Origin of the sequence: Bradyrhizobium sp. NAS96.2, assembly GCF_001908235.1 — a bacterium.
In the GTDB taxonomy this organism is placed as follows: Bacteria; Pseudomonadota; Alphaproteobacteria; order Rhizobiales; family Xanthobacteraceae; genus Bradyrhizobium.
In genome coordinates this window covers 25,197-52,164 of sequence record NZ_LGHK01000073.1, presented here as the reverse complement: position 1 = coordinate 52,164, position 26,968 = coordinate 25,197, and the positions used below count along the sequence as shown (strand labels likewise).

Here is a 26,968-nt window from a genome sequence, read left to right as displayed (position 1 = left end):
TGCCGCTCCGGCTGCGGGTGCTGCGGCTCCGGCCGCGGGTGCCAAGGCTCCCGCCGGCGGTGGCGACAAGAAGAAGTAATCGATCAGGTCGGCGCGCGATCCTCTGATGGCGCGCCGACGCGGGATGCCGCGCCATGCGCCTTTTTGTCGGTCTCGGTAATCCCGGCGCGAAATACGCCAGCAACCGGCACAATATCGGTTTTCTGGCGGTCGACGAGATTGCACGGCGTCATGGTTTCGCACCATGGCGCCGTCGCTTTCAGGGCGAGACCTCCGAAGGTGTCGTCGATCGTGAGAAGGTCGTGCTGCTGAAGCCGACTACTTTCATGAACGAGTCCGGACGCGCGGTGCAGGAGGCGGCGAACTTCTTCAAGCTCGCGCCCGCCGACATCACCGTGTTCCAGGACGAGCTCGAACTGCCGCCCGCCAAGGTGCGGGTCAAGATCGGCGGCGGGATCGCCGGCCATAACGGGCTGCGCTCGATCTCCGCACATATCGGCAACGAATATCGGCGGGTGCGGCTCGGGATCGGTCATCCCGGCGTCAAGGAGCTCGTGCACAGCCACGTGCTGTCGGACTTCGCCAAGAGCGACCGGGCGTGGGTGGAGGCCTTGTGCCAGGCCGTCGCCGACAATGCCGGCCTGCTGGCAGCGGGGCACGATGCGTCGTTCGCGAACAAGGTGCATCTGACAATGCAGGCCAAGGGATTTTTCGACAAGGGTGAGAACGGCGGCGAGCCGGCCTGATCCCCTTGTGTCCGGCGCGAGGCCGGGCATGACGAAGATGGATAGAGGAAGACATGGGATTCAAATGCGGGATCGTCGGGCTGCCTAACGTCGGCAAGTCGACGCTGTTCAATGCGCTGACCGAGACGGCGGCCGCCCAGGCGGCGAACTATCCGTTCTGCACCATCGAGCCGAATGTCGGCGAGGTGGCGGTTCCCGATCCGCGGCTGGAGAAGCTCGCCGCGGTCGCGAAGTCGGGGCAGATCATCCCGACCCGGCTCACCTTCGTCGATATCGCGGGCCTGGTCCGCGGCGCGTCGCAGGGCGAAGGCCTCGGCAACCAGTTCCTCGCCAACATCCGCGAGGTCGACGCCATCGCCCATGTGGTGCGCTGCTTCGAGGATTCCGACATCACCCATGTCGAAGGCAAGATCGCGCCGCTCGCCGATATCGAGACCATCGAGACCGAGCTGATGCTGTCCGACCTCGACAGCCTCGAGAAGCGCGTCGACAATCTCACCAAGAAGGCCAAGGGCAACGACAAGGAAGCCAAGGAGCAGCTCGAGCTGGTCAACCGCGCGCTGGCGTTGCTGCGCGACGGCAAGCCGGCCCGCGGCATGGAGCGCAAGCCGGAAGAGGAGCGTGCGTTCCGCATGCTCGGGCTCTTGACCTCCAAGCCAGTGCTCTATGTCTGCAACGTCGAGGAAGGCTCGGCCAAGGACGGCAACAATTTCTCCAAGGCGGTGTTCGAGCGTGCCAAGGAGGAGGGCGCGGTGGCGGTCGTGATCTCCGCCAAGATCGAATCCGAGATCGCGACGCTGTCGCGCGAGGAGCGTACCGACTTCCTGGAGACCTTGGGTCTCGAAGAGGCCGGGCTCGACCGGCTGATCCGCGCCGGCTACCGGCTGCTCGACCTCATCACCTATTTCACCGTCGGCCCGAAGGAAGCGCGCGCCTGGACCATCGACCGCGGCACCAAGGCGCCTGCCGCGGCCGGCGTGATCCACACCGATTTCGAGAAAGGCTTCATCCGCGCCGAGACCATTGCGTACGACGATTATGTCGCCGGCAATGGCGAAGCCGGCGCGCGCGATGCCGGCAAGCTGCGGCTAGAAGGCAAGGAGTATGTCGTCGCCGACGGCGACGTCATGCATTTCAGGTTCAATACCTGATCGCAATGTTCAGCCGCGCGTGAGGCGGCAGTGAATTAAGCACCGCTCGTTCCCACGTCGTCCCGGCGAAGGCCGGGACCCATAACCACGGCTCTCTGTGATTGGAGGCGCTGTGGCCCCAGCTTTTCCTTAAGGCAGGCAACGGTGGCTATGGGTCCCGGCCTTCGCCGGGACGACGCTGAATGTGAGGTGCCGCTTTCGGCTCTCCCCCACTCCCTGTGGTTATGGGTCCCTGCTTTCGCGGGGACGACATCGAGTATGCGGTACTTCTGACGCGTTAGCGATCCGCCCGCCCGATCACATCCATCAGCTCGGCGATCTTGCGCCGCTGGTCGGCCCTGTCGCCGGACGAGATCGCATGCTCCACGCAATGCGCCACGTGATCGCGCAGCACCTCTTCCTCGACGCGGCGCAGCGCTGCGCGCGCCGCGGCGATCTGCGTCACCACGTCGATGCAATAGCGGTCGTCCTCGACCATGGTGGCTAGCCCGCGGATCTGACCCTCGATCCGTTTGAGCCGTTTCAGACAGGATGTCTTGACCTCGTCTCTCATAGGTCTCATATACCCCCCTAGGGTATCTAAATCAAGAGGCCGGGATACCGGCCGGGAAGAGTTTCGTGGCACAGGCAAAGCACGACCATTCGCACGCCGATCATCACCATCATGGCGCGGCCAAGCATTCCTGTTGCGGCGGCAAGCATGATCACGCCGCCGCGCCGGCCGAGGCGGCGTTCGCGATCGATCCGGTCTGCGGCATGAAGGTCAACCCGGCGACGGCCAAGCACCGCTTCAGCTACAAGGGCGAGGAGTATTTGTTCTGCAGCGGCCGCTGCCGCGAGCGCTTCGAGGCCGAGCCGGAGAAGTACCTCAAGCCGCGCGAGGCGGAGCCGCCGGCGCCTGCCGGCACGATCTACACCTGCCCGATGCATCCCGAGGTGCGTCAGGTTGGTCCCGGCAGCTGCCCAATCTGCGGCATGGCGTTGGAGCCCGAGCAGGTCTCGCTCGACGACGGACCGGATCCTGAATTGATCGACATGACCAGGCGGTTCTGGATCGGCCTCGCGCTCACGCTGCCGGTGTTTGTGCTCGAGATGGGCAGCCATCTCGGGCTGATGCATCTGGTGCCGCAGTCCACCTCGAACTGGATCTCGTTCGTGCTGGCGACGCCGGTCGTGCTGTGGGCGGGCGCGCCGTTCTTCGTGCGCGGCTGGCAGTCGCTCGTGACCCGCAATCTCAACATGTTCACGCTGATCGCGATCGGCACCGGCGTCGCCTATGTCTACAGCGTGGTTGCCACGCTGACGCCGCAGCTGTTCCCGCCTGCATTGCGCGACATGCATGGCGCGGTCGCGGTGTATTTCGAGGCGGCGGCCGTGATCACGGTGCTGGTGTTGCTCGGCCAGGTGCTGGAGCTGCGTGCCCGCGCACAGACCTCGGGCGCGATCCGCGCGCTGCTCGGCCTTGCGCCCAAGACCGCGCGACGCATCACCGAGCATGGCGACGAGGACATCGACATCGACGCGATCAAGGTCGGCGATCGCCTGCGCGTGCGTCCCGGCGAGAAGGTGCCGGTCGACGGCGTCGTCATCGAGGGCAGCGCCGTCATCGACGAATCCATGGTGACGGGTGAATCGATGCCGGTCACGAAGGCCGAGGGCGCCAAGGTGATCGGCGGTACCGTCAACCAGAGCGGCGGCCTCGTGATGCGCGCCGAGAAGGTCGGCCGCGACACCATGCTGTCGCGCATCGTTGATATGGTGGCGAAGGCGCAGCGCTCGCGCGCGCCGATCCAGCGGCTCGCCGATCGCGTCGCCGGCTGGTTCGTGCCGGCGGTGATCGCCGCAGCCGCGCTCGCCTTCATTGCCTGGTCAGTGTTCGGCCCCGAACCGCGCCTGACTTTTGCGCTGGTCGCAGCCGTCACGGTGCTGATCATCGCCTGCCCCTGTGCGCTCGGATTGGCAACGCCGATGTCGATCATGGTCGGTGTCGGCCGCGGCGCGCATTCCGGCATCCTGATCCGCGATGCGCAGGCGCTGGAGCGGATGGAAGCGATCGACACGCTGGTGCTCGACAAGACCGGCACGCTCACCGAAGGCAAGCCGAAGGTCGTGCGCGTCATTGCCGCCGAAGGGGTCGACGAGAGCGATCTGCTGCGCCTGGCCGCTAGCGTCGAGCGGGGCAGCGAGCATCCGCTGGCGCAGGCGATCCTTGCTTCCGCCCGGGAGCGCAAGCTCGCACCCGCCGCCGTCAGCAATTTTACCTCGTCCTCCGGCAAGGGCGCGACCGGCACGGTCGACGCCAAGCAGGTTGCGCTCGGCAACGCCGTGCTGATGGCCGAACTGAAGATCGCGACGGCAACGCTGGATCAGGCCGCCGAGACTGCGCGCCGCGACGGTGCCACGGCGATCTATGTCGCGGTCGATGGCAGCATTGCCGGCGTGATCGCGATCGCCGATCCGGTCAAGCCGTCGGCAGCCAGCGCGCTGCAGGCGCTGCGCGCCGAAGGCCTGCGCATCGTGATGCTGACCGGCGACAACGAGACCACCGCGCGCGCGGTTGCGAAGACGCTTGGTATCGACGAGGTCGAGGCCGGCGTGCTGCCGGAGCGCAAGAGCGAGGTCGTGCAGCGGCTGCGCGGCGAGGGCCGCACCGTCGCGATGGCGGGCGACGGCGTCAACGATGCGCCGGCGCTCGCCGCCGCCGATGTCGGCATCGCGATGGGCGGCGGCACCGACGTTGCGATCGAGAGCGCGGGGATCACGCTGCTCACCGGCGATCTGATGGGCCTCGTCCGCGCGCGGCGATTGTCGGTCACAACCATGCGCAACATCCGCCAGAATCTTGCGTTCGCGTTCGTCTACAACGCCGCCGGCGTGCCGATCGCGGCAGGCGTGCTGTATCCGCTGTTCGGCATCCTGCTGTCGCCGATGGTCGGCGCCGCGGCGATGGCGCTGTCCTCGGTCAGCGTGATCGGCAACGCGCTGCGGCTGTCGCGGGTGAAGCTGGATTGAGCCGATGACATCCGTAGCCCGGATGCAGCCAACGGGTCGCGCGAATGCGCGCCCGATGACAGGCTCCGCGAAATCCGGGGTTTTCACCGCGTGGTGAGACCGCCCCGGATTGCGCTGCGCTTCATCCGGGCTACGAAGCTTTCTTACCTCGCCCCGCTTGCGGGGAGAGGTCGGATCGCATCGTGAGATGCGGTCCGGGTGAGGGGGACTCTCCGCGAGTCTGTCTCTCACCATGTCCGCGGAAGCGCCTCCCTCACCCCAACCCTCTCCCCGTAAGAACGGGGAGAGGGGGAAGAGGACTACGCCGGCATCAGCAACTGCGCGCGGCGCTCCATCTCGGCATCGAGCCAGGTCGCGAGGTCCTCGCTCACCTCGACCATCGGCAGCCGCACCTCGGGGCTGTCGATCAGGCCCTGCCGCCACAGCCAGTGCTTGGCCGGCGCGGGGCTGGGTTCCGCGAACAGCAGCCGGGTCAGGCCGACGACGCTCTGCCAAGCGGCCAGTGCCGCGTCGCGCTTGCCCTGCTGCAGCAGCGAGCGGATCGAAGCGAAGGTGTCGGTCTCCAGATGTGCGGACAGCAGGATCGCGCCGTCGGCGCCGTCCGAGAGCGCGTCGAATGTCTGCGCATCCTCGCCGGTCAGCACGCGGAAGCCGGCCGGCCGCCGGTTGAGGAAGTCGATCGACTGCGCGCGGTCGGCGCAGCAATCCTTCATGCCGGCGATGTTCGGATGCTCCGCGAGCGCCAGCAGCGTCTCGTTGGTGAGGTTCACCGCCGTGCGATACGGAATGTTGTAGAGCACGATCGGCCACGACGCGTGATCGGCAAGCGCGTTGAAATGCTGCACGAGCCCGCGTTGCGAGGGCCTGATGTAGTAGGGGCTTGCGATCAGATAGCCGTTGATCGGCCAGTCGGCCGTATCATCAAGCGCATCCTTCATCTTGGCCGTCGAGGCGCCTGACAGCCCGAGGACGACCGGCAAATGGCGGGAGTTGGCACTGAGCTCGTCGAGCACGACGCTGACCAGCCCCTCCAGCTCATCGGTGCTGAGCGCCATGCCTTCACCAGAGGTCGCGCCGAGAATGAAGCCGTCGACAGGGCCGCTGGCATAGTGCCGCACGAGGCGGCGCAGCGAGGTGACGTCGAGTTCGCCGTCACGGAACGGCGTGATCAAAGGCAGCCAGAGGCCCTGCAATTGCTGGTGTAGCTCAGTCATGTTCCATCTCCTTAAGGGGACAAAGCCGGAGACGGGACCAACAAAAAACCCCGTCCAGGCGGCGGGGTTTCGGGATCGTTGAATGCGAAGGTGATCTTATCGCGCGCGATCTCGTGTCCCCGGGAGGGGAGCTTTTTTCGACGAGAGAGCGGCGCACGAAGTCGTGATCATCTGCTAATGATGCTGCGCTGCGAGGTTGTTGTCAATGCACATGCTGACCGTGACGTGCAGCACGTTTCAGCATGACATCGAGGTGAAGGGACGTGACGATGAAAAAAAGCCGGGCTCAGCAGAGCCCGGCTTAAGGTATTGGCCACGTGAGGCCGACACAATCACCTTCCAAGAGGGATTACTGAACTTCCGCGCCACTGGAGGAGGGGGACATATGCGCGACGCGACCGCTCAGCGTGGCAACACTATGATCCCCATCGACGCCATGCAGCAACTATCCAGGTCGCATGTCAGTCATGCGGAGATTCAGGGGCGTCTTGGGGCAGCACGGACATCCCTATAAACCAGCCCTATAAGACCGGCTTAATCAGGACGGCCAGCGCTGCGCCTTGCTGACCACGAAGTCGCGGAACACCTGCACCCGGGCCACTGTCTTCAGCTCTTCCGGATAGACGAAGTAGGTGTCGAGCGCGATCGAGTCGGACTCGCCGAACAGCTGCACGAGGTTGTTCTGTTCGACCAGATAGTCCGGCAGCGCGGCGATGCCGAGGCCCTGCTGGCAGGCGCGCACCAACCCTAAGATGTTGTTGACCTTGAAGTAGGGTTCGCGCGGACCAGAGCCGTTGCGGCCGGCATCGATCAGCCAGCTGCGGTTCTGCAGATGCGGCGGCACCTGCGAGTCGCCGAGCATGATGATGCGATGCGAGTCGAGATCATCCAGCGTCCGCGGCGTGCCGAAGCGCTTGATGTATTCCGGCGAGCAATAGGCATGGAAGCCGATCGAGAACAGCTTGCGCTGGATCAGATCCGGCTGGGTTGGCTTGCGGGTGCGGATCGCAACGTCGGCCTCGCGCATCGACAGATCGAGATCCTCGTCGGTGACGATCAGCGAGATTCGGATGTCCGGATAAAGCGCGGTGAATTCGTCGAGCCGCGGGATCAGCCAGTTGATGCCGAGCGCCGGCGGCGTCGTGATCTTGAGGTCGCCGCTCGGCCGCTCGCGGCTGTCGGTGAGCTTGGCGCGCGCCGCCTGCAACTGCATGAACACGTCATGCGCGGTGCGGAACAAGAGGTCGCCCTGTTCGGTGAGGATCAGGCCGCGCGCATGGCGGTGAAACAGCGAGACCGAGAGCTCCTGCTCCAGCGCACTGACCTGGCGGGAGACCGCGGATTGCGACAGGCCGAGCTGCTCGCCGGCATGCGTGAAGCTGCCAGCCTCCGCCGCTGCGTGAAAGACCTTCAGCTTGTCCCAATCCATATCCGTAAATCCGTCGCGAGATCGTGCCATGATTATTCCGCCGCTGCGCGATCGCTCGCGCGAAGAGCCAGGAAGCGTTCGGCCTCGAGCGCAGCCATGCAACCGAGGCCGGCGGCGGTGACCGCCTGCCGGAAGGTTTCGTCCGCCACGTCGCCCGCGGCGAACAGGCCGGGCATCGAGGTCGCCGTGGAGTTCGGTGCCACCTCGACATAGCCCGACGGTTTCAGCTTGATCTGGCCTTTGACGAGCTCCGTCGCCGGCGCATGGCCGATCGCGATGAAGACGCCGTCGGTCTTCAGGTCGGTCAGGGCGCCGGTCTTGACGTTCTTGAGCCGCACATGGGTGACCTTGTTCGGATTCTCCGATCCGCAGATCTCGTCGATCGCGGAGTCCCACACCACATTGATCTTGGGATGCTTGAACAGGCGCTCCTGCAGGATGCGCTCGGCGCGGAAGTGATCGCGGCGGTGCACGATGGTGACCTGCGAGGCATGATTGGTCAGGTACAGCGCTTCCTCGACCGCGGTGTTGCCGCCGCCGACCACCACGACCTCCTTGCCGCGGTAGAAGAAGCCGTCGCAGGTCGCGCAGGCCGACACGCCGCCGCCTTGGAACTTCTCTTCCGAGGGCAGCCCGAGCCAGCGCGCCTGGGCGCCGGTGGCGAGGATGACGGACTCGGCAAGATAGACGTCGCCGGAATCGCAGGTCAGGCGGAACGGCCGCTGACTGAGTTCCAGTTTGTTGACGAGGTCGGTGACGATCTTGGTGCCGACATGAGCCGCCTGCTTCTCCATCTGCTCCATCAGCCAGGGGCCCTGGATCACGTCGGCGAAGCCGGGATAGTTCTCGACGTCGGTGGTGATGGTGAGCTGCCCGCCCGGCTGAATGCCCTGGATCAGGATCGGTTCGAGCATCGCGCGCGCCGCGTAGATCGCTGCGGTGTAACCGGCGGGGCCGGACCCGATGATGACGACCTTGGCATGGGTAGGCGCGGGCATTTTGAGATCCCTCTCTTTTGGGGATTTTGATCAAGGACTTGTGCGGGAAGCGCCCCGGAAACGCGTCACGGCGGCGCCAAAAGTGTCAAATCCAAGTCTAGGATATCTGGGAAGCTATGCAAGATTTGCAATCCATGGCAGCGATTTTTCCCCGGAACTGAAGTCACATTCGCGAAATCATGCGCTGCACGCGCAATAAAATTGCGCAATGCTGGCTGGCTGCGCTATGAGAGTTGCCGGCAGACCTGCCAAACTTCCAAACCCCAGGGAACCGTAGTCGCGTGTCGAAGAACCTTGACGAGATCGACCTCAAAATCCTCGCCGAGATCCAGGCCGATGGCCGAATCACCAATGTGGAACTCGCCAAACGCGTCGGGATCTCGCCGCCACCCTGCCTGCGCAGGGTCCGGGCGCTGGAAGAGGAAGGCTACATCCAGGGATATCGTGGCCTGCTCGATCCGCGCCGCCTCGGCTACGACGTCACGGTGTTCGCCTCGGTGCATCTGTCGAGCCAGGCCGACGCCGATCTGCGCGCCTTCGAGAATTTCGTGCGGGCCGAGCCGCTGGTGCGCGAATGCTGGATGCTGTCGGGCGAAGTCGATTTCATCCTCAAATGCGTCGCCCCCGACATGGCGACGTTCCAGGATTTCGTCACCCATCTGACCGCCGCGCCGCATGTGCGCAACGTCAGGACGTCGCTGGTGCTGCACAATTCGAAGTATGAAGCCGCGGTGCCGCTGGGCGTGAAGGCGGCGAGCTGAGGTTTGCGCTATTCCGCAGCTTGTCTGAATTGCGGCTCCTCGTCGCGCGAAGCGCGCTGCCTTCCGATCGCCGTGTCTACGCTCGTCGGCCCACCGCCCGCCACCGCGAGGTAGAGACAGGCAAAGCAGAACAGGATTGCAGCTGTTCCACCGTTGTTGAGCGGCAGAAGCACCGGCTCGCCCGTCTTCAACACGTGGCCGAGGAAGTAGGCAAAGGCCATTTCACCGGACAGGATGAAGGCAGACATCCGCGAGAGCATCCCGATCATCAAGAGCGCGCCGAGCACCAGTTCAAGCCAGCCCGCAGCCTGGATCAACGGCGGGATGTTGGCGAAGTACGCCAGCTCCGGAAACTTGAAGATTTTTGCAACGCCGTACTGGAACAGAAGCAGGCCGGTGATGAACCGGAACAGGCTCAAGAGATACGGCTGAAAGCTCGCCGCAGGTCGATCCACATTCATTGCGCTCTCCACCATTGATCCCCAGCGTCAACAATGGCGGAGCTGTTTGGTTCAAGAGGTTGCGGGATCGCGAGACCGCAACCTCCTCACAATTTCGTGGATACACAATTTCGTTGATACATGCGTGGGGCGCATCTTACGCCCTCTTCGTTACGCCCCGGTGGAATGGAACTCGCGCTTCTGGAATTTGCCGCAGGTCCATCATATCAGCATGCTTCTGCCGCCAGCGCGCTATGGCCTGCGCTTTCGCAATGCCTCGAGGCCGAGCGGCCCGCCGCCTGCCGCGGCGAGGTAGAGGCAGACGAAGCAGAACAGTATCGCAAGCGTGCCGTCGCTAAGCAGCGGAAAGAAGCTGACAGGCGCGTGCTCGATGAAATAGGCGAATGCCATCTCGCCGGAGAGGATGAAGGCAACGATCCGGGTGAACAGGCCCAGCATCAGCATCCCGCCGAGCACCAGTTCGAACATGCCCGCAACGCCCCATAGCGAGAACGGCGTCACCTCCGCGAAGATCTCGACATGCGGAAACTTGAACAGCTTGGCGACACCGAACTGGAAGAGCAGCAGCCCGGTGATGAAACGGAGAAGGCTCAGCAGATAAGGCTGAGCAGTTGAACTGAGGCGGTCCAGGTCCACGCTACCCTCCATAATGCAATAATGCGCGCCGTTGCCGGCGCGCATTATGGAGAACGAGGCGGCGCTGTCACGCCCTCCGCGTGCAATTCATTGGGAGCGCTATGCGGTCTTGCCTTCGCGGATCGTGTCCAGGCTCAACGGGCCGGGGCCGGCGAACACGAAATAGAGGAAGACGAAGCAGTAGACCGCGGCGAGCTCGCCGCCATTCAGGATCGGATAGAAGCTCTTGCCCGCATGCGCCATGAAATAGGCGACCGCCGTGAAGCCCGAGAGGAGGAACGCAACCGGACGCGTAAACAGGCCGAGGATGAACAGCGCACCGCCGATAAGCTCGATCAATCCGCCGACGCCCATCAGCGACCCGATTTCGACGTTGGCGAACGTCGGAACGGTCGGAAAGTGGAGAATCTTCGCGGTGCCGTGCTGCAGCAGGCTGAGCCCGATGTAGATACGAAGGATGCTGAGAAGGCTTGGCGAATATCGCGCAGCCAAAGTGCTGATCATGTTGCTGGTTCCCAGATAGTTATGCTTTATAACCATTCCGGGGCGGATTCATTAACAAGTTAATCAGCCTTGCCAAGTCACAATCGTGTCAGCGGCTGTGGAGAGATGTCGCACAACCCGCGCAGCAAAAAAGCCGCGTGCAGGACGCGGCCTTTTTGCACCAGTCACATCGAGGTAACTACCGCCACTCGACCTTGGTGATCTCGTAGGCCTTGGCGCCGCCGGGCGCCATCACTTCGACGGTGGTGCCCTTCTTCTTGCCGATCAGCGCGCGCGCAAGCGGCGAGGTGATCGAGATGCGGCCCTTCTTGGCGTCGGCTTCGACCTCGCCGACGATCTGCCACACCGCCTTCTTCTCGGTGTCCTCGTCGATCAGCGTCACGGTCGCGCCGAACTTGATGGTGTCGCCGGACAGTTTCGAGATGTCGATGATGTCGGCGCGCGCGAGCTTGTCTTCGAGCTCGGCGATGCGGCCCTCGTTGTGCGACTGCTCTTCCTTGGCGGCGTGATACTCGGCGTTCTCCGAGAGGTCGCCATGCGAGCGCGCTTCCGCAATGTGTTCGATGATGCGCGGACGATCCTCCGACTGGCGTCGCTTCAACTCGTCCGTCAGCGCGGCGTATCCGCCCGCGGTCATCGGAACCTTATCCATCATCTTCGTCCTTCACCCTGCGCGCCCGGCGGCCGTGCAGGAATATCCAGTTCAGCTAACGCAGGAATCAGGACGCACGCGCGCCCGGAAGCCCAGTGATTTTCGGCCCCGCTAAGGGCCGTGACAACATCCAATCGCGCGGTGAGTTCCAGCCATTCGGCTAATTGACCGCTGCGGGCCTGCAGCCCGGACAGCGGTCAGCTTTCGGAAAAGTAACTCTGAAGCGTGCGGACCTCAAGGTCCCCGTCCCGATAGGCCCGGATCCCCCGTGCGGCCGCCACCGCGCCTGAAAGAGTGGTGTAATATGGCACTTTATGCAAGAGGGCAGCCCGCCGCAGCGAGCGGCTGTCGGCCAGCGCCTGCGGACCTTCGGTGGTATTGAAGACCAGCTGGACGTCGCCATTGGTGATGGCGTCCACGATGTGCGGACGGCCTTCGAGCACCTTGTTGACCTTCTCCGTCGGCACGCCGTTGTCGCTGAGATAACGCTGCGTGCCCGAGGTCGCCATCACCTTGAAGCCGAGCGAGTGCAGCAGCCGCACCGCATCCGCGATGCGCATCTTGTCGTCGCCGCGCACCGAGACGAACACCGTGCCCTGCCGCGGCACGCGCGTGCCGCCGCCGAGCTGGCTCTTCGCGAACGCGACCTCGAACGAGCGATCGATGCCCATCACTTCGCCGGTCGAACGCATCTCCGGTCCGAGTACGGTGTCGACGCCGGGGAAGCGTGCGAACGGGAACACCGATTCCTTCACGCCGACATGGCCGAGCTTCTTCTTCTTCAGCTTGAAGTCGGCGAGCTTCTCGCCGGCCATGATCCGCGCCGCGATCTTGGCGACCGGCGTGCCGATCACCTTGGCGACGAACGGCACGGTGCGGGATGCGCGCGGGTTGACCTCGAGCACGTAAATCTCGCCGTCCTTGATGGCGTATTGCACGTTCATCAGGCCGACCACGTCGAGGCCGAGCGCGAGCTCGCGGGTCTGCCGCTCCAACTCCTCGATGGTCTTGGCGTCGAGCGAGTGCGGCGGCAGCGAGCAGGCGGAGTCGCCGGAGTGGATGCCGGCTTCCTCGATGTGCTCCATGATTCCGACGATGAAGGTATCCTTGCCGTCGCAGAGGCAGTCGACGTCGACTTCGGTCGCATCCGACAGATATCGATCGAACAGCAGCGGATTCTTGCCGAGCACGGTGTTGATCTGCCCGGTCTTGTCGTTCGGATAGCGCGCCTTGACGTCGGCGGGCACCAGCTCGGGCAGCGTTCCCAGCAGGTAGTCGTTGAGCTGGGTTTCCTCGCGGATGATCTGCATCGCGCGGCCGCCGAGCACGTAGGACGGACGCACCACCAGCGGCAGATCGAGATCGGCGGCGACCAGGCGGGCCTGCTCGACCGAATAGGCGATGCCGTTCTTCGGCTGCTTGAGACGGAGCTTGTCGAGCACGCGCTTGAAGCGGTCGCGGTCCTCGGCGAGGTCGATCGCCTCAGGCGAGGTGCCGAGGATCGGCACTTCGGCGGCTTCGAGCGCGCGGGCGAGCTTCAGCGGGGTCTGGCCGCCGAACTGCACGATCACGCCGTGCAGCGTGCCGTTGGTGCGCTCGGTCGCGATGATCTCGAGCACGTCCTCGGCGGTGAGTGGCTCGAAATACAGCCGGTCGGCGGTGTCGTAGTCGGTCGACACCGTCTCCGGATTGCAGTTGACCATGATGGTCTCGTAGCCGGCGTCCTCCAGCGCGAAGCAGGCGTGGCAGCAGCAATAGTCGAACTCGATGCCCTGGCCGATGCGGTTCGGTCCGCCGCCGAGGATGATCACCTTCTTGCGGTCCGACGGCGCGCTCTCGTCGGCAAACTCGCCCGCGAACGGCCGCTCATAGGTCGAATACATATAGGCGGTGGGCGAGGCGAACTCCGCCGCGCAGGTGTCGATGCGCTTGAACACCGGACGCACCCCGAGCGCATGGCGCCTGGCGGTGACGTCGGCTTCGGTAGTCTCCGTCAGCACGGCGAGCCGCGCATCCGAGAAGCCCATCGCCTTCAGCATGCGCATCGAGAATGCATTCGACGGCAGGCCGCTGCTGCGGACCTTGTCTTCCATCTCGACGATGCTGCGCAGTTCGGCGAGGAACCAGGGATCGATCTTGCAGGAGTTGAAGATCTCCTCGTTCGACCAGCCGAGCCGCATCGCCTGCGCGACCTGCAGCAGGCGGTTCGGCGTCGGCGTGCCGAGGGCGGCGCGGATCGCGTTCTTGTCGTCGCTGCGGCCGAGGCCTTCGATGTCGATCTCGTCGAGGCCGGTCAGCCCGGTCTCGAGCCCGCGCAGGGCTTTCTGCAGGCTCTCCTGGAAGGTGCGGCCGATCGCCATCACCTCGCCGACCGACTTCATCGAGGTCGTCAGCGTGGAGGAGGCGCCGGGGAATTTCTCGAACGCGAAGCGCGGAATCTTGGTGACGACGTAGTCGATCGTCGGCTCGAATGAAGCCGGCGTGGCGCCGCCGGTGATGTCGTTGGCGATCTCGTCGAGCGTGTAGCCGATCGCGAGCTTGGCTGCGACCTTGGCGATCGGGAAGCCGGTGGCCTTCGACGCCAACGCTGAAGAACGAGAAACCCGCGGGTTCATCTCGATCACGACCATGCGGCCGTCGTCCGGATTGATGCCGAACTGCACGTTGGAGCCGCCGGTCTCCACGCCGATCTCGCGCAGCACCGCAATCGATGCGTCGCGCATGATCTGGTATTCCTTGTCGGTCAGCGTCAGCGCCGGAGCCACCGTGATGGAATCGCCGGTGTGTACGCCCATCGGATCGACGTTCTCGATCGAGCAGATGATGATGCAATTGTCCTTCTTGTCGCGCACCACCTCCATCTCGAACTCTTTCCAGCCGAGAACGGATTCCTCGATCAGCACCTCGTTGGTCGGCGAGGCATCGAGGCCGCGCTCGATGATGTCGAGATATTCTTCCTTGTTGTAGGCGATGCCGCCGCCGGTGCCGCCGAGCGTGAAGGAGGGGCGGATGATCGCGGGCAGGCCGATGTCGGACAGCGCCATCAGCGCTTCGGCCAGGGCCTGCTGTTGGTAGCGCTTGCGCCGCTCGTTCTCGCCGGCTTCCCACTTGCGTTCGAAGGCTTCGAGCTCGGTGCCGGACAGCTTGGCCTGATCGGCGAGGTACTTGTCGCGGTCGGACTTCTTCAGCGCGGAGGCGTTGGCTAGCCGCGACCGTGGCGTCTGCAGCCCGATCTTCTCCATGGCGTCGCGGAACAGCTGGCGGTCTTCCGCCTTGTCAATCGCGTCCGCCGTGGCGCCGATCATTTCGACGTCGAACTTCTCCAGCGTGCCCTGCTTGCGCAGCGACAGCGCGCAGTTCAGCGCGGTCTGGCCGCCCATGGTCGGCAACAGCGCGAAGCCGCCGGGCAGGACGTAGCGTTCCTTTTCGATGATCTTGGCGACGATTTCGGGCGTGATCGGCTCGATATAGGTCGCGTCCGCCAGCTCCGGGTCGGTCATGATCGTGGCCGGGTTGGAATTGACCAGGACGATCCGATAGCCCTCTTCCTTCAGCGTCTTGCAGGCCTGCGTGCCGGAATAGTCGAATTCGCAGGCCTGGCCGATCACGATGGGACCGGCGCCGATGATCAGGATGGTGGAGATGTCGGTTCTTTTGGGCATCAGCTCTCGCGGACTGGAATTTAGGCACAAAAAAAGGGCGCGCTTCCCGCGCGTCCCTCGAGCCATGCGCTACATTTTGTAGCGCCGGAAGCGCGAACCCTCGCGCGCGGGTGGTCTTTAGACCAGTTTCCGCACCCGCGAAACCCCCAAAAGCGCCCAATCAACCGCGATTCTGGGGGGAATTCCTCATTCGACCTATGCCCGGTTGGAGGAGCTGAGGCGGGGGATGGGGCCCGGCTTCGCCCTGCGGGCTACGCCGCGGCAGCCTTCGCTACGCGCGGGCTTGCCGAGCCGAAGCTGCGAGAGCAGCGAAGGCTGGAGGCCCGGCCTGGATTTGAACCAGGATAAACAGTGTTGCACCACTGCCGCGTCGAAGCTTCCGCCACCGGGCCGAGTGGATCATTGCTGATTATTTCAGCGGCCGCTACGTTTACTTTTGGTTAACCCTAATTTTTTCTGCAACCTTTGATCAGTGGTGCGCCACGAACGTCATCCGCCACGGATTGTGCCCGATGTTGCGCGGCGCGCGCGTGGCGCTGAAGCCGGCGGCGGCGAGCTTTTTGATCATCTCATCCTCGCGGTAGCGTTGCAGCCCGATCCTGGTGCGCAGCTGCCGGTAATCGGACAGTGCGGTTGAGGCCAGCCCGACCAGCGCGTCGCGCAGGAAGCCGTGGACCGCCGCAAAGCGCAGCAGCGCGACGACGTCCTTGGCCATGCCAACTTCGGGCCGCAGGATATCGCCGAGCACGAAACGGCCGGTCGGCTTCAGCAGGCGATGGATCACGTCGAACGCGGAATCGAGCTCCTGCGGCGTCATGTATTGCGCCACCGAGTTCATCACCACGAGGTCGATCGAGTCGGCCTGCATGTTCTTCAGCTCATCGAGCGAGCGGACGCGGATCCGGGTGTCGTACGCAAAGCGCGCAACCAGACGGCCGCGCACGCCGGGCGCAGGCTCCGCCAAATAGAGCTGGGCGCAGGCATTGGCGACCTTCGCAGCCGAGAGCGCCTCACCGCAGGCGTAATCCAGCACCACGGCGTCGGGCGAAGTGATGTATCCGATAATGTCGTTTGCGATGACCTGGAAATGCAGGTCGCGGTGCAGTCGGCTCGCATAAATCGTATGCGTGGAATCGTAATAGTCGATCCATTCATCCATCGCGTTTGGTATCCGGCAGAATGGGTTCCTGACTTCCAGGAACGGGTGGGCTGACGATGCGTTAGCGGTCCGGCGGCCAATGTTCAATGCGCCGAAATACGGGTTCCTAACAGGAAGGTTCAACGTGAGCAAAGCCAAGATTGACGCCAACAAGACTGACAAGATCTCGCCCGACCTCGACACGCCGAGCGATCTGCCGCAGGCTGCGGTGGATACGATCTCGACCTCGCTCAACACGCTTCTGGCTGATGCCTTTGCGCTCTATTTGAAGACCAAGAATTTTCACTGGCATGTCAGCGGCCGGCATTTCCATGATTACCATTTGTTGCTGGACGAGCAGTCGGACGCGATCTTCGCGACCACCGACCAGCTCGCCGAGCGGGTGCGCAAGCTCGGTGGCGCGACGCTGCGCTCGATCGGCGACATCGCCAGGCATCAGACCATCAAGGACAATGACGAGGACTATGTCCCGCCGCGCGAAATGCTGCGCGAGCTGATGGAGGACAACAAGCACATCGCGGCTGCGATGCGCAAGGCGCACAAGCTCGCCGACGACCACGAGGACTCCGGCACCGCCGGTCTGCTGGAAACCTTCATCGACGAAACCGAGCGTCGCACCTGGTTCCTGTTCGAGGCAAGCCGCCAGGAAGGCAGCAACGCGGCTTAGTCTTCACCCTCTCCCCTTGTGGGAGAGGGTGGCTTCGATGCGGAAGCATCGAGGCCGGGTGAGGGGTTTGTCTCCGCGGATGCAGACCCCTCATCCGGCTCGCATCTGTCGATGCGAGCCACCTTCTCCCACAAGGGGAGAAGGGAAGGGGCACCGGCGCCAATCCCTAACGCCGCCACAGCCGCAGCAGCGGCCCGTCCTTGCCGAGCACCGGATCGGTCGCGGGGATCGTGACCAGCGGGATCGTCTTCAGCGCCCGCGCGTGGTTCTCCGGCGTCGGCCGTTGCAGGTCCATCGGCGGGCCCGGCGGATAGGCGCCGACCACGCTGAAATCGCCGCTCGCCGACAGGCATTGATGCCCGGTGCCGGCCGGCAGGATCGCGACATCGCCGGCTGCGATCTCCAGCGCACGGCCATGCTCGCCGCCGAACTGCACCCGTGCGCTGCCGCGCGCGACGCCCAGCACCTCGTGCACGGTGGCGTGGTAATGCGCAAAGTCATAGACGCCGTTCCGCCACATCGCGCCCCAGCCATTGCTGCCGAACAGCTGCTCGATCGTTGCCTCCGGATTGCTGCCGACGTCGATGGCGGCCCTGTAAACCAGGAACGGCATCGGATTGTTCGGCACCAGGCCGTCGTCCTGGAAGACGAAGGTCTGGGGCTCGGCATCGGGACTCACGACGGGCATGGCTATTCTCCAGCGTTGCGAGCGGCGGTGATGTCACGACAGACCAAGCGGCCGGTCCGGAAACCGTTCCAGCTAGATCTTGAACTTCAACACCTCGTCCCTGAATCTGAGCCCGTGCCCCGGCCGCTCCGGCGCCGTGATCATGCCGTTGGCGATCTCTGGCGGATCGACCCAGAGGTCGTCGATCAGCGCCATGTTCTCGCACCAGATGCCGTTCGGGATCGAAGCCAGAAGGTGCACGTTGAGCTCAGGGAACAGATGCGGTGCGATCGTGATGCCGAACGTGTCCGCCAGCGTCGCGATCTTGCGCAGGTCGGTCATGCCGCCGCGCATCGGGTCGGGTTGCAGGATCGGCAGGCAGGGATTGAGAAAGAACGGCCGCAGATCGTAGCGCGTGAAATGCGTCTCGCCGCCGACGACGCGCATGTCGAGCGCCGCGGCGATGCGCTGATAGCCGGCGAAATCATCGGCCGGCACCGGCTCCTCGAGCCAGTAGATATCGTACTTCTCGAACTTGCGTCCCATCTCGATCGCGACATCGGCGCTCCAGCCCATGTTGACGTCGATCATGATGTCGATGTCGGGGCCGAGCGCCTCGCGCATGCGGCGCACATTGTCGAGGTCCTGCGCCGGCGTGTGAACATGCGCGACCTGCATCTTGATCGCCTTGTAGCCTTGTTTGACGAAATGCAGCGCCTTCTCGATCATCCCGTCGCCGCCGGCGCCACGGAAGCAGCCGGAACCGTAGACCGGGATCTCCGAGCGATAGTGCCCCCACAGCCGATGCAGCGGCAGACCGGCGCGTTTTCCGAGCGCATCCCACAGCGCGATGTCGAGCGCCGACATCGCCATCGCGGCGATGCCGCCGCGGCCATAGGTCATCGTCGCGGTCCAGAGATCGCGCCAGATCGCCTCGATCGCGCTGGCGTCCTTGCCGATGACGCGCGGGATGATGCATTCGTCGAGACAGGCCGCGAGCGACTGCATCGCCGGGCGGAACACGAACAGATAGCCCATGCCGGTGACGCCGCCTGATGTCTCGACGTCGCAGATCAGGATGTCGCGCGTGACGCCGAGCGCTGCGCCCTTCAGCCAGGGATCGTCGGCCCAGGGGAGCCGCAGCATCGTCACGCGGATGTCGCGGATGGTCATGTCTGAACTGGCTGAAGTCATCGGGCGTTTCCTTATTCCGGGCCGGATCATGTTTGCCTGATCTCGGACAAGGGAAACTCAATCACAGAGCGCAGGCTGCAATCCAGCGCGCTTTGTCATGCCTCCAATGCGCCAGGACCTTGCACCAAGACGCGATTGCCTTCAGGTCTTGGGCAGCTCAAACACCAGGCAGGTCGTGGTGGCATGCGCGATCAGCTTGCCCTTGCCGTCGGTGATCCGCGCTTCGGCGGTGGCAACCCGGCGGCCCGCGTTGAGGACCTGGCCTTCGGTGCGGATCGTGCCGGTGTCCTGGCTCATGCCGCGGACGAAGGAGATCTTGAACTCCAGCGTGGTGTAGCCAAAACCCTTCGGCAGCGTGGTCTGCACCGCGAGCCCCATCGCGGAATCCAAGAGGATCGCGGCGTAGCCGCCATGCACCGAGCCGATCGGGTTGTAGTGGCGCAGGCCGGGGATGCTGTGGATCACGACATGGCCGGTCTCGGCGGTGCAGTCGAACGGCTCGACATTCTCCATGATCGGCGGTTCCGGCAGGGTGCGGGCGAAGATGCCGCGCACGAAGTCGAGCCCCGGCATCGATGCCATCACCTCCATCGACGAGACGCCGTAGGTGGGCTTCGGGGGCGGGCTGTCGTTCATGGGAAGGATCTCCGTCATTGCGAGCGGAGCGAAGCAATCCATCGCTCCATGCGGGGATAGATGGATTGCTTCCGCCTTCGCCAAGGCTGCGGCGGGCAAGCCGTCGCTGGGCGCCTCGCAATGACGGATGTTGTTAGGCGGCCTGCTTCTTCTGCCGCATCAGGTCGGCAAAACGCTGGAACAGATAGTGCGAGTCGCGCGGGCCGGGTGAGGCCTCGGGGTGGTACTGCACCGAGAACACCGGCTTGCCCTCGAGCGCGATGCCGCAATTGGAGCCGTCGAACAGCGAGATATGGGTCTGGGTCGCGCCTTTCGGCAGCGTCGCCTGGTCCACGGCAAAACCGTGGTTCATCGAGGTGATCTCGACCTTGCCGGTGGTCTCGTCCTTGACCGGATGGTTGGCGCCGTGATGGCCCTGATGCATCTTCATGGTCCTGGCGCCGACGGCGAGCCCGAGCATCTGGTGGCCGAGGCAGATGCCGAAGGTCGGCGTCCCCGAGGCGATCACCTTCTGGATCACGGGCACGGCATATTTGCCGGTCGCGGCGGGATCGCCGGGGCCGTTCGACAGGAACACGCCGTCCGGCTTCATCGCCAGGATGTCCTCGGCCGCCGTCGTCGCCGGCACCACGGTCACCTTGGCGCCGACGCCGGCGAGCAAGCGCAGGATGTTGCGCTTGATGCCGTAGTCGATCGCGACCACGTTGAATTCCGGCGCGGTCTGCTGGCCGAAACCCTTGCCCCACACCCAGGGCGTCTCGTCCCAGGTGAAGCGCTGGCCGGAGGTGACCATCGGCACCAGATCCATGCCCTCGAGGCCGGGCCATTCGCGGGCCTCTTCCTTCAGGGCGTGCAGGTCGAATTCGCCGGTCTTCGAACGCGCGATCACCGCATTGGGCATGCCCTTGGAGCGGATCAGCGCGGTCAGCGCGCGGGTATCGATGCCGGACAAGCCGATGATGCCGCGCGCCTTCAACCACTGGTCGAGGTGGCGGGTGGCGCGGAAATTCGAGGGATCCGTGATCGCCGAACGCAGGATCACGCCGCGCGCACCGGGTGTCGCGGCCATGTTCACCGTCTCGATGTCTTCCTCGTTGGTACCGACATTGCCGATATGGGGGAAGGTGAAGGTGATGATCTGGCCGGCATAGGACGGATCGGTGAGGATCTCCTCATAGCCGGTCATCGCGGTGTTGAAGCAGACCTCGCCGACGGCGTGGCCTTCCGCGCCGAGACCGAAGCCTTCCAGCACGGTACCATCGGCGAGCACAAGGAGCGCGGTCGGTTTGTGGTCCGGCCAGGCGGGAGCGTTTTCGGATGTTGTCATGAGCCCTTTAAATAGAGACCGCACGCTGCGGCGTCAAAGCGAAAGGGCGCGGATTCACACGGCAATCCCGGCCGATTTGACAGGCCGGAACGGCCTTTTAATCTAAAGTTCCTCGAAGCGGCTGTTTGCTTGCCGAAAATGACCCGGTCCGGAGCCCCCTATGGACAACACGATGCCGATCCTGCTCGTCCCGGGCCTCATCTGCTCGCCGCGGATCTTTGCCCCGGTCATCCCGGCGCTGTGGCGGTGCGGCCCGGTCACGGTCGCCAACCACGTCAGGGACGACAATATGGGCGCGATCGCCCGCCGGATCCTGGCCGAGGCGCCGCCGCGCTTTGCCCTCGCCGGGCATTCGATGGGCGGCTACATCGCCTTCGAGATCATGCGGCAGGCGCCCGAACGGGTGGCGAAGCTGGCGCTGATGAGCACCCAGGCGCGGGCCGACACGCCGGAGGCGACCGCGCGCCGCCGCGGCATGATCGAGCGTGCCAAAAGCGGTCAGTTCAAGAGCGTGGTCGATGAGCTGTTTCCAGGCTTCGTGCATCCATCGCGGCAGGACGATGCTGGCCTGCGTCAGGTTGTTGATGAGATGAGCGAGGACGTCGGCGCCGAGGCCTTCATCCGCCAGCAAAACGCGGTGCTCAGCCGGCCGGATTCGCGGCCGAGCATGGCCTGGATCAAGTGCCCGACCCTGGTGCTGACGTCGGATACCGACAACACCGTGCCGAATTCATTGTCGGACGAGATGGCGAATGGCATCCCCGGGGCCAAGCTCGTCGTGCTCGCCAATTGCGGTCACCTGCTGCAGCTGGAGCAGCCGCAGGCCTGCGCCGACGCGCTGGTCGATTGGTTGCGGAACTGAGGCATCCGCTCGAAGCGGATATTGGCGATCTCCGCCTCAAGCCGGCAGCCTTGCGGTTGGCGCGGCTGCGTCCGGCGGCTGCATGGCTCGCACGAACTTGATGAATTCGACGGTCGCAGGCGACAGCGTTCGATGGCGTCGCACAAAGAACGCGAAGGTCGCGCTCAGTGTCAGCTCCCGGATTTTCAGCGGCGTGAGCCCGCTGCCTCTGACGTGGCTTGCGAGCAGTGAATCCGGCGCCCAACCGAGCGCATCGCTGTGAAGCACGGCCTGCACCATTGCCGAGAAGCTGCCGACCGAGATGCGCGGCACAAGCTGTTCGCCCGGCGAGACGTTGAGCGCGATCTTGCCGAACGTTCCGAGATTGCGACGGGCAAGCGCTCTGGAGAGCGGCGGTCCGGCGAAAGGATAGCCGACAAAGTCCTGCGGCCGGATGCTGCTGCGCCGTGCGAGCGGGTGCGAGCTCCGGCAAAATAGCGACATGCTTGTCGTCGCCAGAATTTCGCTGTCCAGGTTATCGCGTCCCTCGGCCTCGGTCGCATCGGCGATGGCGATGTCGGAAATGCCTTCCAGCACGTCGTCCACCGCCTGCCTGCTGTCGACCGTTCGCAGCACGCATTTGAGCTTGGGGTGAGCGACCGCCAGGCGCCCCAACGCTTGCGGCGCCCACAGCTCCCCCGGAAACACGCTCGCGCTGACTGTGATTCCGCCCGTCTCCAGTCCCTTCGCCAGGTCGACCTCCCTGACAAGCTCGGACACGTCGCGCAGGATTGTCCGACCATGAGTCAGCATGATCGTGCCGAACATGGTGGGCTCCAGCGTGCCGGCGCCCCTGTCGAACAGGCGCACGCCCAGTTCGTCCTCGAGCGCCTGCACGCTTTTCGTAAGGGCGGACTGCGTAACGCCGAGCGCGTTCGCCGCGCGCGTGAAATGCCTGTGTTCGGCCAGGGCGCGAACCATCTGGATTTGTCGAAGCGATGGCATGATGAAATGCACTCATATGATGAGTAATATTATGAATTTGACATATATCGAGGCGGAGAGCTACTGCGGCCGAAACCTACTCATCCAGGGAGGGAAGTTTCGATGACCGGACGCTCGACGATGGTCGGTGTTGTGATGGCTGCGACGATTGGGCTCGGCACGGAAGCCGCGCCGGCGCAGGTGCCGTTGAGTGCCGCGGACTCCGATCCCGTGAAGCTGGGATGGATGGTCGGCTCGCCGCCGCCCGCGGACAAGCTGATCCAGTTCTCCAACGGCTCGCACTTTGCTTTCCCGCAGACGCGCTGGTCGTTCGCGAATTTCCGCCGCTTCCTGCCGACCAGCAACGTCTGGCGGGGCGACAACGCTGCATCACCGCTGCCGCGCGCCGAACGAAACGACATCGACGCCATCACGTTTCAGCCCCTCGGCCAATCCGGAACCATGACATGGGCGGAATCGCTCGCGGCGAACTACACGGATGCAATCGTCGTCCTGCACAAGGGCAAGATCGTCTATGAGCGCTATTTCGGTGTGATGAACCCGCACGCCGCGCACATCGCGATGTCGGTGACCAAGTCCTTCTTCGGCACGCTCGGCGCCACACTGGTTGCCGAAGGCAAGCTCGACGAAAAGGCTCCGGTTTCGAAGTATATTCCGGAGCTCACGGACACGGCCTATGGCGACGCCACCGTGCGGCAGGTTCTGGATATGACGGTCGGCGTCAAATATTCCGAGAACTACGCCGATCCCAAGGCGGAGATCTTTGATCACGTCAGGGCAGGCGGCCTCGTGCCGCGCCCGCCCGGCTATGCCGGACCGACGAGCTTCTACGGCTTCCTCAAGACATTGAAGAAGGAAGGCCAGCACGGCGAGGCGTTCGCCTACAAGACCGTCAACAGCGATGTGCTCGGCTGGCTGATCCGTCGCGCGTCCGGAAAGACTGTCGGCGAGCTGCTCTCCGAGCGGATCTGGCAGAAGCTCGGCATGGAGCAGGACGCCTACCTGCTGATCGACAGCGAGGGAACGGAATTTGCCGGTGGCGGGCTGAATGCGGCCGTGCGGGACCTGGCGCGGTTCGGCGAGATGATGCGGCTCGGTGGAACCTACAACGGCCAACAGATCGTGCCGAAAGCCGTCGTCGACGACATCCGCCGGGGCGGCAGGACGTCCGATTTCGAGAAGGCCGGCTATGCGACGCTTCCCGGCTGGAGCTATCGCGACATGTGGTGGGTCACCAACAACGAGGACGGTGCGTTCATGGCGCGCGGCGTCAATGGACAGGCGATCTATATCGATCCCAAGGCCGAGATGGTCATTGCCCGCTTCGGCTCGCATCCGCTGGCCGCCAACGCCCACAACGACCCGACCACGCTGCCGGCGTTCGCTGCGCTGGCCAGGCGTCTCATGCAGTGAATTGCCCGGCTCGCCGGCGGACCGCGGGCGGGCGCCAATGCCCGAGGCTGGCCTGGTCAGCCCCGGTTCTGGGGTCGCCAGAACCGGGGCTCAACTGTTGTTCTGGCGTCGCGGAGGGCTTAGATCAGCATCTTGCCACACGAGAGGACACCAGGATGCTGCGCGACGATATTAACAATGCGGTCAAGGAAGCCATGAAGGCGAAGGACGAGCGCAAGCTCTCCACCCTGCGCATGGTTAATTCGACCATCAAGAATGCCGACATCGACGCGCGCGGGCAGGGCAAGCCGCCACTCTCCGATGCCGATCTGCTCGGCCTCTTGCAGAAGATGATCAAGCAGCGCCAGGAGTCGGTCGAGCTGTACGACAAGGGCGGCCGCGCCGAGCTCGCCGACCAGGAGCGTGCGGAGATCGCCGTGATCTCGGCCTACCTGCCGAAGCAGATGTCCGACGACGACGTGAAGGCCGCGATCTCGGCGATCATCGCCGAGACCGGTGCCGCCGGGATCAAGGACATGGGCAAGGTGATCGGTGCGCTGAAGGCGAAATACGCCGGCCAGATGGATTTCGGCAAGGCCAGCGGCCTGGTGAAGGCGGCGCTGTCGTCCTGATTTCGTAGCCCGATGAAGCGAAGCGAAATCCGGGTAAGTCTATGCGATCGGTGAGGCCCCGGATTACCTTCGCTTCATCCGGGCTACGCAAGACCCGCACGGTGCCGGGTCGGACAGTCGCGGAGGTTTCCAATGTTTCGTGTCGCCGCGGACAGTCTGGAAGCCTATCTCGCCTTTGATCCCGGCCGGACCGCGGATCTCGAGCAGCTGCATGCGGCGATGCGCAAGGCGGCGCCTTCGCTCAAGCGGCATTTTCATGCGGGCACGCCGGCCGGTGAGGCCGGCATGCGCATGAACATGATCGGCTACGGCGAGTTTCGCTACGCGATCAAGTCCGGCAAGACGGCCGCCTGGCCGGTGATCGGGGTGGCGCTGCAGAAGAACTACATCAGCGTCTATGTCGCGGTAACCCGCGGCGGCAAGCCGCTGGTGTCCTGCTACGCCGGCAAGCTCGGCGAATTGCGCGCCGGCGGCAACAATTTCAGCTTCGAAGCGTTTGTTGATCTGAAGGCTCCCGCCGTTGCGGCGCTGTTCGCCGAGGCCGCCGATATCTTCAAGGCGGATCGGGAGAACCCGGTTCGCTACATGCAGGGAAGCTGATAGCGACAAGGCCCCGTGAAAAGCGGCGGGGTGAAGTTCTGGATAAACTGGAGAACAGGCCATGGCCGATCAGCAGGCTCCTTCCGGTCCGGATCTGACGCAAGGCGTAGCCCTCTCCGACTTCCCGGGCGCGATGCTGCTCGGTCATGTCGGCGAGGACGACGTGCTGCTGGTGCGCTCGGGCGCAGATATCTTCGCCATCGACGCGCATTGCAGCCATTACCATGGCCCGCTCGCCGACGGCCTGGTGGAAGGCGAGACCGTCCATTGCCCCTGGCATCACGCCTGTTTCGACATTCGCACCGGCGAGGCGACCGCCGCGCCCGCCTTCAACGCGCTCGCGGTCTGGAAGGTCGAACGAGAGGGCGATCGCATCTTCGTGCGCGAAAAGCGTGCGCAGCCGAAACCCCGCGTCAAGGGCGCACTCGATGCGCCCGGCAGGATCGTGATCGTCGGCGGAGGCGCAGCAGGCTTTGCCGCCGCCGAGATGCTGCGGCGGCAGGACTATCGCGGCAGCATCGTCATGATCAGCGGCGAGGCCGGGTCGCCGGTGGACCGGCCGAACCTGTCAAAGGACTTCCTCGCCGGCAGCGCGCCGGAAGACTGGCTGCCGCTAAAGCCGGACGATTTCTATGCTGACGCGGCGATCGATCTGAAACTTGCGACCGAGGTCAAGTCGATCGACACCGGCCGCCGCAACGTCGTGCTCGCCGGCGGCGAGGTGCTCGCGTACGACCGGCTGCTGCTGGCGACCGGCGCGGAGCCGATACGGTTGCCGATCCCGGGCGCGGACCAGCCCCACGTTCATGTGTTGCGCACGCTCGATGATTGCCGGGCGATCATCGCCTCGGCCAGCGGCGCGCGCCGCGCGGTGGTGATCGGGGCAAGCTTCATCGGGCTCGAGGTTGCGGCCTCATTGCGCGCGCGGGAGATCGAGGTTCACGTGGTCGGGCTGGAAGCGCGGCCGATGGAGCGCGTGCTCGGGCCTGAGATGGGCGATTTCGTCCGCGCGCTGCACGAGGAGCATGGCGTCGTCTTCCATCTAGGTGACACCGTGACCGCGATCGAGGGCAAGCGCGCGCAACTGAAGAGCGGACCCGTGCTCGACGCCGATCTCGTCGTGGTCGGGGTCGGCGTGAAGCCGCGGCTGGCGCTGGCGGAAGCCGCCGGGCTCGCGATCGATCGCGGCGTGACAGTGGACGCCTATCTCGAGACCAGCGCTCCCGGTGTCTACGCGGCCGGCGATATCGCGCGCTGGCCCGATCCGCACAGCGGCGAGATGATCCGGGTCGAGCACTGGGTGGTGGCCGAGCGCCAGGGTCAGACCGCCGCGCGGAATATGCTGGGGCAGCGCGAGGCGTTCGATGCGGTGCCGTTCTTCTGGAGCCAGCATTACGACGTGCCGATCAACTATGTCGGCCACGCCGAGCAGTGGGACGAGATCGCGGTGGAGGGCAGCATTGCCGGCAGGGATTGCGTGCTGCGCTACAAGCGGGGCGGGCGCGTGCTTGCGGTCGCCTCGATCTATCGCGACCTCGATAGCCTCAAGGTCGAGGCCGCAATGGAGCGGGCGGCCTGACGGCTTTCCCCCTCAAGGAGGGGTTTGTGGTCCGGCGGCTCAA

At 64.5% G+C, this 26,968-nt stretch carries 25 protein-coding genes and 1 tRNA gene; 10 read left to right on the top strand and 16 right to left on the bottom strand.

Going from position 1 to position 26,968, the window contains the following annotated elements; translation table 11 throughout:
* Nucleotides 1-134 precede the first annotated feature (134 nt).
* Together pth and ychF are read left to right on the top strand one after the other, a co-directional pair.
* The gene (gene pth / locus AC628_RS17340) at nt 135-746 is read left to right on the top strand and encodes an aminoacyl-tRNA hydrolase (RefSeq protein WP_050424927.1); all 612 of its coding nucleotides are present in this window, start codon (nt 135-137) and stop codon (nt 744-746) included.
* Nucleotides 747-799: 53 nt separating this feature from the next.
* Nucleotides 800-1,897 (top strand): redox-regulated ATPase YchF, encoded by a 1,098-nt coding sequence (gene ychF, locus AC628_RS17335; protein ID WP_074128000.1) that lies wholly within the window; start codon nt 800-802, stop codon nt 1,895-1,897.
* A gap of 277 nt (nt 1,898-2,174) precedes the next feature.
* Here ychF and AC628_RS17330 read toward each other — a convergent pair whose 3' ends face one another.
* Nucleotides 2,175-2,450 (bottom strand): metal-sensitive transcriptional regulator, encoded by a 276-nt coding sequence (locus tag AC628_RS17330; protein ID WP_074127999.1) that lies wholly within the window; start codon nt 2,448-2,450, stop codon nt 2,175-2,177.
* A gap of 65 nt (nt 2,451-2,515) precedes the next feature.
* Between AC628_RS17330 and AC628_RS17325 the strand changes: the two genes are divergently transcribed.
* Nucleotides 2,516-4,909, top strand: a complete 2,394-nt coding sequence (locus AC628_RS17325) for a heavy metal translocating P-type ATPase (protein ID WP_074127998.1) — start codon at nt 2,516-2,518, stop codon at nt 4,907-4,909.
* A 299-nt stretch (nt 4,910-5,208) separates the two neighbouring features.
* Here AC628_RS17325 and dapA read toward each other — a convergent pair whose 3' ends face one another.
* The 3 genes from dapA to trxB all read right to left on the bottom strand — a co-directional run bounded on the left by dapA (nt 5,209) and on the right by trxB (nt 8,550).
* Nucleotides 5,209-6,123 (bottom strand): 4-hydroxy-tetrahydrodipicolinate synthase, encoded by a 915-nt coding sequence (dapA, locus tag AC628_RS17320; RefSeq protein WP_074127997.1) that lies wholly within the window; start codon nt 6,121-6,123, stop codon nt 5,209-5,211.
* Between the two features lie 538 nt (nt 6,124-6,661).
* Nucleotides 6,662-7,582 carry a LysR family transcriptional regulator gene (locus AC628_RS17310; RefSeq protein WP_028344089.1) on the bottom strand — a complete coding sequence of 307 codons (921 nt, stop codon included), beginning with the start codon at nt 7,580-7,582 and terminating at the stop codon, nt 6,662-6,664.
* Nucleotides 7,583-7,584: 2 nt separating this feature from the next.
* Nucleotides 7,585-8,550, bottom strand: a complete 966-nt coding sequence (gene trxB, locus AC628_RS17305; RefSeq protein ID WP_074127995.1) for a thioredoxin-disulfide reductase — start codon at nt 8,548-8,550, stop codon at nt 7,585-7,587.
* A 281-nt stretch (nt 8,551-8,831) separates the two neighbouring features.
* Between trxB and AC628_RS17300 the strand changes: the two genes are divergently transcribed.
* Nucleotides 8,832-9,311, top strand: a complete 480-nt coding sequence (locus AC628_RS17300) for an Lrp/AsnC family transcriptional regulator (protein WP_050402725.1) — start codon at nt 8,832-8,834, stop codon at nt 9,309-9,311.
* A gap of 8 nt (nt 9,312-9,319) precedes the next feature.
* Here AC628_RS17300 and AC628_RS17295 read toward each other — a convergent pair whose 3' ends face one another.
* The 7 genes from AC628_RS17295 to AC628_RS17270 all read right to left on the bottom strand — a co-directional run bounded on the left by AC628_RS17295 (nt 9,320) and on the right by AC628_RS17270 (nt 16,385).
* Nucleotides 9,320-9,787 carry a DoxX family protein gene (locus AC628_RS17295; protein WP_143201653.1) on the bottom strand — a complete coding sequence of 156 codons (468 nt, stop codon included), beginning with the start codon at nt 9,785-9,787 and terminating at the stop codon, nt 9,320-9,322.
* Nucleotides 9,788-10,003: 216 nt separating this feature from the next.
* Nucleotides 10,004-10,420, bottom strand: coding sequence for a DoxX family protein (locus AC628_RS17290; protein ID WP_502689745.1), 417 nt, complete (start codon nt 10,418-10,420; stop codon nt 10,004-10,006).
* Nucleotides 10,421-10,507: 87 nt separating this feature from the next.
* Nucleotides 10,508-10,912 (bottom strand): DoxX family protein, encoded by a 405-nt coding sequence (locus tag AC628_RS17285; protein ID WP_074128006.1) that lies wholly within the window; start codon nt 10,910-10,912, stop codon nt 10,508-10,510.
* Between the two features lie 178 nt (nt 10,913-11,090).
* On the bottom strand, nt 11,091-11,564 hold the full coding sequence (greA, locus tag AC628_RS17280; RefSeq protein WP_089025704.1) for a transcription elongation factor GreA: 474 nt from the start codon (nt 11,562-11,564) through the stop codon (nt 11,091-11,093).
* A 197-nt stretch (nt 11,565-11,761) separates the two neighbouring features.
* On the bottom strand, nt 11,762-15,226 hold the full coding sequence (carB, locus tag AC628_RS17275; RefSeq protein WP_074127993.1) for a carbamoyl-phosphate synthase large subunit: 3,465 nt from the start codon (nt 15,224-15,226) through the stop codon (nt 11,762-11,764).
* A 316-nt stretch (nt 15,227-15,542) separates the two neighbouring features.
* Nucleotides 15,543-15,618, bottom strand: a tRNA-OTHER gene (locus AC628_RS44045).
* A 77-nt stretch (nt 15,619-15,695) separates the two neighbouring features.
* On the bottom strand, nt 15,696-16,385 hold the full coding sequence (locus tag AC628_RS17270) for a class I SAM-dependent methyltransferase (RefSeq protein ID WP_074127992.1): 690 nt from the start codon (nt 16,383-16,385) through the stop codon (nt 15,696-15,698).
* Nucleotides 16,386-16,524: 139 nt separating this feature from the next.
* Here AC628_RS17270 and AC628_RS17265 point away from each other — a divergent pair, with 139 nt between their 5' ends.
* Nucleotides 16,525-17,052, top strand: a complete 528-nt coding sequence (locus AC628_RS17265; protein WP_143201654.1) for a Dps family protein — start codon at nt 16,525-16,527, stop codon at nt 17,050-17,052.
* Nucleotides 17,053-17,218: 166 nt separating this feature from the next.
* Here AC628_RS17265 and AC628_RS17260 read toward each other — a convergent pair whose 3' ends face one another.
* The 4 genes from AC628_RS17260 to carA all read right to left on the bottom strand — a co-directional run bounded on the left by AC628_RS17260 (nt 17,219) and on the right by carA (nt 20,876).
* Nucleotides 17,219-17,740 carry a cupin domain-containing protein gene (locus AC628_RS17260; protein ID WP_074127990.1) on the bottom strand — a complete coding sequence of 174 codons (522 nt, stop codon included), beginning with the start codon at nt 17,738-17,740 and terminating at the stop codon, nt 17,219-17,221.
* Between the two features lie 72 nt (nt 17,741-17,812).
* Nucleotides 17,813-18,913: a mandelate racemase/muconate lactonizing enzyme family protein gene (locus tag AC628_RS17255; RefSeq protein WP_168193393.1), complete on the bottom strand. Its 1,101-nt coding sequence runs from the start codon at nt 18,911-18,913 to the stop codon at nt 17,813-17,815.
* A 141-nt stretch (nt 18,914-19,054) separates the two neighbouring features.
* Nucleotides 19,055-19,549: a PaaI family thioesterase gene (locus AC628_RS17250; RefSeq protein ID WP_074128005.1), complete on the bottom strand. Its 495-nt coding sequence runs from the start codon at nt 19,547-19,549 to the stop codon at nt 19,055-19,057.
* 133 nt (nt 19,550-19,682) lie between these two features.
* Nucleotides 19,683-20,876, bottom strand: a complete 1,194-nt coding sequence (gene carA / locus AC628_RS17245; RefSeq protein ID WP_074127988.1) for a glutamine-hydrolyzing carbamoyl-phosphate synthase small subunit — start codon at nt 20,874-20,876, stop codon at nt 19,683-19,685.
* 160 nt (nt 20,877-21,036) lie between these two features.
* Between carA and AC628_RS17240 the strand changes: the two genes are divergently transcribed.
* The gene (locus AC628_RS17240; protein WP_074127987.1) at nt 21,037-21,738 is read left to right on the top strand and encodes an alpha/beta fold hydrolase; all 702 of its coding nucleotides are present in this window, start codon (nt 21,037-21,039) and stop codon (nt 21,736-21,738) included.
* Between the two features lie 36 nt (nt 21,739-21,774).
* Here AC628_RS17240 and AC628_RS17235 read toward each other — a convergent pair whose 3' ends face one another.
* Nucleotides 21,775-22,722 carry a LysR family transcriptional regulator gene (locus AC628_RS17235; protein WP_143201652.1) on the bottom strand — a complete coding sequence of 316 codons (948 nt, stop codon included), beginning with the start codon at nt 22,720-22,722 and terminating at the stop codon, nt 21,775-21,777.
* A gap of 102 nt (nt 22,723-22,824) precedes the next feature.
* Between AC628_RS17235 and AC628_RS17230 the strand changes: the two genes are divergently transcribed.
* The 4 genes from AC628_RS17230 (at nt 22,825) to AC628_RS17215 (ending at nt 26,925) form a co-directional block, all read left to right on the top strand.
* Nucleotides 22,825-24,135 (top strand): serine hydrolase domain-containing protein, encoded by a 1,311-nt coding sequence (locus tag AC628_RS17230; protein ID WP_074127985.1) that lies wholly within the window; start codon nt 22,825-22,827, stop codon nt 24,133-24,135.
* Nucleotides 24,136-24,290: 155 nt separating this feature from the next.
* Nucleotides 24,291-24,746: a GatB/YqeY domain-containing protein gene (locus AC628_RS17225; RefSeq protein WP_074127984.1), complete on the top strand. Its 456-nt coding sequence runs from the start codon at nt 24,291-24,293 to the stop codon at nt 24,744-24,746.
* Between the two features lie 132 nt (nt 24,747-24,878).
* Nucleotides 24,879-25,346, top strand: coding sequence for a hypothetical protein (locus tag AC628_RS17220; protein WP_074127983.1), 468 nt, complete (start codon nt 24,879-24,881; stop codon nt 25,344-25,346).
* Between the two features lie 61 nt (nt 25,347-25,407).
* Nucleotides 25,408-26,925: an FAD-dependent oxidoreductase gene (locus tag AC628_RS17215; RefSeq protein WP_074127982.1), complete on the top strand. Its 1,518-nt coding sequence runs from the start codon at nt 25,408-25,410 to the stop codon at nt 26,923-26,925.
* Nucleotides 26,926-26,968 lie beyond the last annotated feature (43 nt).

Excerpts from the sequence above, each read along its gene's own strand:
- AC628_RS17285 (WP_074128006.1), bottom strand. The coding sequence starts at position 10,912 with ATGATCAGCACTTTGGCTGCGCGATATTCGCCAAGCCTTCTCAGCATC.
- AC628_RS17295 (WP_143201653.1), bottom strand. The coding sequence starts at position 9,787 with ATGGTGGAGAGCGCAATGAATGTGGATCGACCTGCGGCGAGCTTTCAG.
- AC628_RS17220 (WP_074127983.1), top strand. The coding sequence starts at position 24,879 with ATGTTTCGTGTCGCCGCGGACAGTCTGGAAGCCTATCTCGCCTTTGAT.
- AC628_RS17270 (WP_074127992.1), bottom strand. The coding sequence starts at position 16,385 with ATGGATGAATGGATCGACTATTACGATTCCACGCATACGATTTATGCG.
- AC628_RS17240 (WP_074127987.1), top strand. The coding sequence starts at position 21,037 with ATGGACAACACGATGCCGATCCTGCTCGTCCCGGGCCTCATCTGCTCG.
- AC628_RS17225 (WP_074127984.1), top strand. The coding sequence starts at position 24,291 with ATGCTGCGCGACGATATTAACAATGCGGTCAAGGAAGCCATGAAGGCG.
- AC628_RS17260 (WP_074127990.1), bottom strand. The coding sequence starts at position 17,740 with ATGCCCGTCGTGAGTCCCGATGCCGAGCCCCAGACCTTCGTCTTCCAG.
- carA (WP_074127988.1), bottom strand. The coding sequence starts at position 20,876 with ATGACAACATCCGAAAACGCTCCCGCCTGGCCGGACCACAAACCGACC.
- AC628_RS17310 (WP_028344089.1), bottom strand. The coding sequence starts at position 7,582 with ATGGCACGATCTCGCGACGGATTTACGGATATGGATTGGGACAAGCTG.
- ychF (WP_074128000.1), top strand. The coding sequence starts at position 800 with ATGGGATTCAAATGCGGGATCGTCGGGCTGCCTAACGTCGGCAAGTCG.
- AC628_RS17290 (WP_502689745.1), bottom strand. The coding sequence starts at position 10,420 with ATGGAGGGTAGCGTGGACCTGGACCGCCTCAGTTCAACTGCTCAGCCT.
- AC628_RS17250 (WP_074128005.1), bottom strand. The coding sequence starts at position 19,549 with ATGAACGACAGCCCGCCCCCGAAGCCCACCTACGGCGTCTCGTCGATG.
- AC628_RS17330 (WP_074127999.1), bottom strand. The coding sequence starts at position 2,450 with ATGAGAGACGAGGTCAAGACATCCTGTCTGAAACGGCTCAAACGGATC.
- AC628_RS17235 (WP_143201652.1), bottom strand. The coding sequence starts at position 22,722 with ATGCCATCGCTTCGACAAATCCAGATGGTTCGCGCCCTGGCCGAACAC.
- greA (WP_089025704.1), bottom strand. The coding sequence starts at position 11,564 with ATGGATAAGGTTCCGATGACCGCGGGCGGATACGCCGCGCTGACGGAC.
- pth (WP_050424927.1), top strand. The coding sequence starts at position 135 with ATGCGCCTTTTTGTCGGTCTCGGTAATCCCGGCGCGAAATACGCCAGC.
- carB (WP_074127993.1), bottom strand. The coding sequence starts at position 15,226 with ATGCCCAAAAGAACCGACATCTCCACCATCCTGATCATCGGCGCCGGT.
- AC628_RS17255 (WP_168193393.1), bottom strand. The coding sequence starts at position 18,913 with ATGACTTCAGCCAGTTCAGACATGACCATCCGCGACATCCGCGTGACG.
- AC628_RS17215 (WP_074127982.1), top strand. The coding sequence starts at position 25,408 with ATGGCCGATCAGCAGGCTCCTTCCGGTCCGGATCTGACGCAAGGCGTA.
- trxB (WP_074127995.1), bottom strand. The coding sequence starts at position 8,550 with ATGCCCGCGCCTACCCATGCCAAGGTCGTCATCATCGGGTCCGGCCCC.
- dapA (WP_074127997.1), bottom strand. The coding sequence starts at position 6,123 with ATGACTGAGCTACACCAGCAATTGCAGGGCCTCTGGCTGCCTTTGATC.
- AC628_RS17230 (WP_074127985.1), top strand. The coding sequence starts at position 22,825 with ATGACCGGACGCTCGACGATGGTCGGTGTTGTGATGGCTGCGACGATT.